This window comes from Endozoicomonas sp., from assembly GCF_051008435.1.
In the GTDB taxonomy this organism is placed as follows: domain Bacteria; phylum Pseudomonadota; class Gammaproteobacteria; order Pseudomonadales; family Endozoicomonadaceae; genus Endozoicomonas_A.
This window is the reverse complement of sequence record NZ_JBPCXO010000257.1, coordinates 1-3,801: the sequence shown is the minus strand read 5'-3', so window position 1 is coordinate 3,801 and position 3,801 is coordinate 1. Positions and strand designations below refer to the sequence as shown.

Annotated in this window: 4 protein-coding genes; 1 reads left to right on the top strand and 3 read right to left on the bottom strand. The window is 46.3% G+C overall.

What is annotated here, in order from left to right; genetic code table 11:
* The 3 genes from ACR2PX_RS13245 to ACR2PX_RS13235 all read right to left on the bottom strand — a co-directional run.
* On the bottom strand, positions 1–394 hold a 394-nt coding region (locus ACR2PX_RS13245; RefSeq protein WP_433999829.1), incomplete at its 3' end, for a hypothetical protein.
* A gap of 77 nt (positions 395–471) precedes the next feature.
* Complete coding sequence (locus tag ACR2PX_RS13240; protein WP_433999828.1) at positions 472–1,785, bottom strand: hypothetical protein; 1,314 nt, start codon at positions 1,783–1,785, stop codon at positions 472–474.
* A 25-nt stretch (positions 1,786–1,810) separates the two neighbouring features.
* Positions 1,811–3,106: a hypothetical protein gene (locus ACR2PX_RS13235; protein ID WP_433999827.1), complete on the bottom strand. Its 1,296-nt coding sequence runs from the start codon at positions 3,104–3,106 to the stop codon at positions 1,811–1,813.
* Between the two features lie 185 nt (positions 3,107–3,291).
* On the opposite strand from ACR2PX_RS13235, the gene ACR2PX_RS13230 reads away from it, so the two are divergent.
* Positions 3,292–3,687, top strand: a complete 396-nt coding sequence (locus ACR2PX_RS13230) for a hypothetical protein (protein WP_433999826.1) — start codon at positions 3,292–3,294, stop codon at positions 3,685–3,687.
* The last annotated feature ends 114 nt before the right edge of the window (positions 3,688–3,801 follow it).

The window sequence follows — 3,801 nt, the reverse complement described above, 5'->3', positions numbered from 1 at the left end:
GGTAGGCGAAAATACTGTCAGGAATAGGTATTCCAAACCTTCTTAATCGAGAAAAGAAGTCAATGCTTCGAAAAAGTTCATCTGAAGAGAGAAGCATTAGGTAGAGTGGAGCAACAGTCTCAAAAATTTCGGTCTGTGCCGGATAGTTTTGAATCAGTTTTTCAAGGCTTGGCAGTAAAGGTTGCTCAACACTACTTTTTAAAAAGATTGTCTTGAAATCTTCCAGCCAGGGCACGTTCTCTTCAACGAGGTAGTCCTGAAGCGTATTTTCAATCTTTTGAAAGTCAGGCCGCTTTTGCTGAGATGCGCTTACAACTTGACCTAAACAAGCCAAAATCAGGAAGAGGCCAGATAATATCAGAAAGAAGAACCAGAATATTGAGGTACGACCCATACAAAACCTTAGCAACCTGACCAGGAAAGCCTGCAGTATAGATCTGGTTACAGAGCCATGACTCGTTTACAGCACTCTCAATAGCACCAATACTTTTCATTACGCTTGATACTGGCTTTTCGAAATTCTGCAGTCTGTTCAGACGCCAGCCGTTGATAGCGAGCATCTTTAATAAATTCCCAACCCTGCCTCATCGATCGATAAGGCAGGGTATGGCCTCGACTTTGCTGGCAAACCATGAGCTCATGAAATCCCCGCCACTCCAGGTAACCCACCAGGCTTTCACTGGTATCTGCAAACTCCACGAGCGGGACTTTATCTTCACCCCGGGTACCATAAGTGATGTAGGCACGGTAATAGTTATCAGGAGCCTGACTGAACAACAATGAGAACCAGGGTAGCTGCCCTCCTGAGTAACTGGCAATGGCAGCAATATAATTGGATCGCAGCCTGCCCATGGCGGCACTTTGAATCCCTCCGGCACTGAACCCCATACTGTAGATTCGTCTCTCGTCGATGTCATAGAGCTGCTCAGCACAGGCTGCAAGCTGATCTGCCAAATAATAATCATTTTCCAAACCTGTCGTTGACGGGTTCATAATGTACCAGGGCAAAGCTTTGGGTGCGCCCGCATGGGGAGCTACGACAATTCCACCCTCTCTGACAATTTCATCAATAACAGAGTGACCCAATACACGGTAAATCTGTGACCAGTCTTCATTGGAACCGTGCCAGTAATAGACCAGCGGCCCCTGCTTTTTTCTGGCCTTCTCTGGATCGATAAATATCCTTACATCACGCCAATAAAGCCAGCCATAGCGAATGGTATTGTCCTTATCATTCACGAAGTCATAACAACTCCAGTAGGGTTCCGGCAATAGGGGGCCTGTATTTTTGCTCTGACTGACTGCTGCCTGTAACGGTTGGCTCACTGGGTTCCATTGATGCATATAGTCCGCCAACAGCTCCTCAGAAAGCCTGCCGGAAGCGCACTCGAGGGAGCGTGTGGAACACCACGCATTAAAATCTTTCAGGAAAATTTCTCGATGATTCAGGATCTTGCGACCCCAATCGGTATCCCTGAACCTTTTCAACACCCGATCAAATAGAATCTTGAGACGCATCTCAGATTCATTCTTATTGATCAGAGTGATAAATGCTGAGAGATCATGAACACTGAGCAGTTCTGGCCGGCATTCAGCCTGCTCCATACACCAGCTCTCAATGCCCGTCACCATCTGTTCACGGTAATACCCCAACTGTTCGGCCAGCTGGCGATCCTCAAGACTGCCCAGTATTTGATCAATTCGAAATTGAATTTTTTCAGAGGCAAACACTGAAGAGGCGAAGCAAATGCCTGCAAGCAAGCCAATTCCTATATACCTGACCATTGTCCCCTCCCTGGAGATAGGTGAATCAGAGACCCAGCTGCCTGATATTTTCCTTCATGCAGGTATTGTAAAAATCACCGTCCTCTGGAAAGTCCTGAAGGATAATATTGGCTCTTCGTCCTGATAACAGCGCTGAATTATTGATGTATTGAAACTGTCCTGACGGGTATCGGATGGTAGCGACCAACTGCCTTAGATTCTGCGGCCACCCCGGTAGCAGCATTGTTTTAAAGTCACTCTCTGCAGCCGTCAGAATCAGCTGCGCGACATGAAACTGACCGTTACTTCTTCGCTGAATCTCCCCGGCCACTTTATTCAGCAGAGGATAAGGCTTGTTCTGGTCATGCCAGGGATTGCTGAGAGCCCTCCCCTTAGACCAGCTTGGAAACCCCCTACTCCAGAACCCGGAGACAAAAATAACCTGATAGCCATTATTCTGAAATTCACTGATCGCAGTGGCAGGAGACAGTGATGCAGGTGCCAGACGACCGGAAAAGTTGGCGTCCATAAGTGCGAACAACTCTTCTTCATCTGCACGGGTCATTCCATGGGAGTCATGAACATGAAAGATAACAATTTCACCGGGTCTCTCATCGAGAAAGCGCTTCAAATCAGCGATGACTGAAGCCATCGACACCCCCTCAAGCCCATGAGCTGTCACCAGCTTGCCATTAATTTTCCTGGCTCGAATATCAAGATACCGCGCCCCTGACAGTAGCTGGTTATAGACAGTCATTGTCTGGGTGATTCCCCACCATTTCATCACCTCTTTTATTGGCAGGGATAAAAGCGCTCCCACTTTGTCAAAGATCTCTTTGATGGGCTTATCCATTTGAGGGTCTTGGGCAGATAACAAAGAAATCCCATAACTGCCCGCATTATGGGTACCCAACATGCAGATCTGATTGATTGGAGTCGACTGGTTGGTATAGAGGTCCGTCATCCAGCGAGATGAGTCTGGAATACCCTGGGTATCCGCTGGCCGTGATACCAGATTGATGCCGTAATCTTCATCGTACCTTCCCGCCTGCTCTAAACGGACATCAATGGCACTCAAAAGCGGTGTTGAGAATCTCTTCCTGCTGTTCCAGCTTCCCCAGTAAGAGGCTTCATGAATAACCAGTTCCTCTCCCTGATTAACCGAGCGGCACCAGGTGCTACCCCAGCCTAACCCACGGGGCTCTCCGGACTCCGGGAACACGACTCTGCCGTTTTTTTCAACGGTCACACCGATACTGATATAGTTAACAACGGCATAGAAAACACCGTACAAGTTATTTTCTACACAGAACTGGCCTCTGTCGGCCGCCAAAACAGGCATCGACGAAAAGATTAAGACTGCACACAAAAAAATCCGAAGCATTAACGCTACTCAAAAAAACCATCACGTTGATAACTATCGGCAACAAGACAAACCCGCTTAAATAAAGCTTTTATTGATTCTTTTCGATGCTTTCTGTCAACTTGACTAACTTGTTAAGTTTTGACACTTAACAGACCAGGCTGATGAGAAGTATAAAACTGTATTCAGTTATCACCCCATTGCTGCTGGTATCATTTCTAACCATCCTGAAGCCAGCTTTTGCCGCTGAAGCATTTCACTTAAAAAAACCAAAAGATGTTTCTGAAAGCGTTCTTAACCTGCTCATGTCCTTTAAATTGTTGGAACAGAGCTATCAAAGGACTGACACCTTTATTTCAGTCTCTGGTTCGGAAGCACCGGAACCGACTGAAAGCAAAAGATCGACTAATAATGGCTTTCAACACATACTCATCAGGCGAATGCAATCGGTTTTGGAGCAACTGGAAAAGGAGTTAGAGCTCAAACCTGACAAAAAGCTGGTCGTTGTTTTTGATCTGGATGAAAGTCTGGTTTATAAATCTGAACTGCTTGATGTATAGGAATTTCAAAGCACAGGTAGAACACCTTTCGTCGTATAGTTTTGCCGGATTTTCCTGAGAAGCAGTCAGGCTGTTTTCCCTGATTCTAAAAAACATCAGTTTTACAGGTAATGC

Coding starts and splice junctions, on each gene's coding strand:
- ACR2PX_RS13240 (WP_433999828.1), bottom strand. CDS start 1,785: ATGGTCAGGTATATAGGAATTGGCTTGCTTGCAGGCATTTGCTTCGCC.
- ACR2PX_RS13230 (WP_433999826.1), top strand. CDS start 3,292: ATGAGAAGTATAAAACTGTATTCAGTTATCACCCCATTGCTGCTGGTA.
- ACR2PX_RS13235 (WP_433999827.1), bottom strand. CDS start 3,106: ATGCCTGTTTTGGCGGCCGACAGAGGCCAGTTCTGTGTAGAAAATAAC.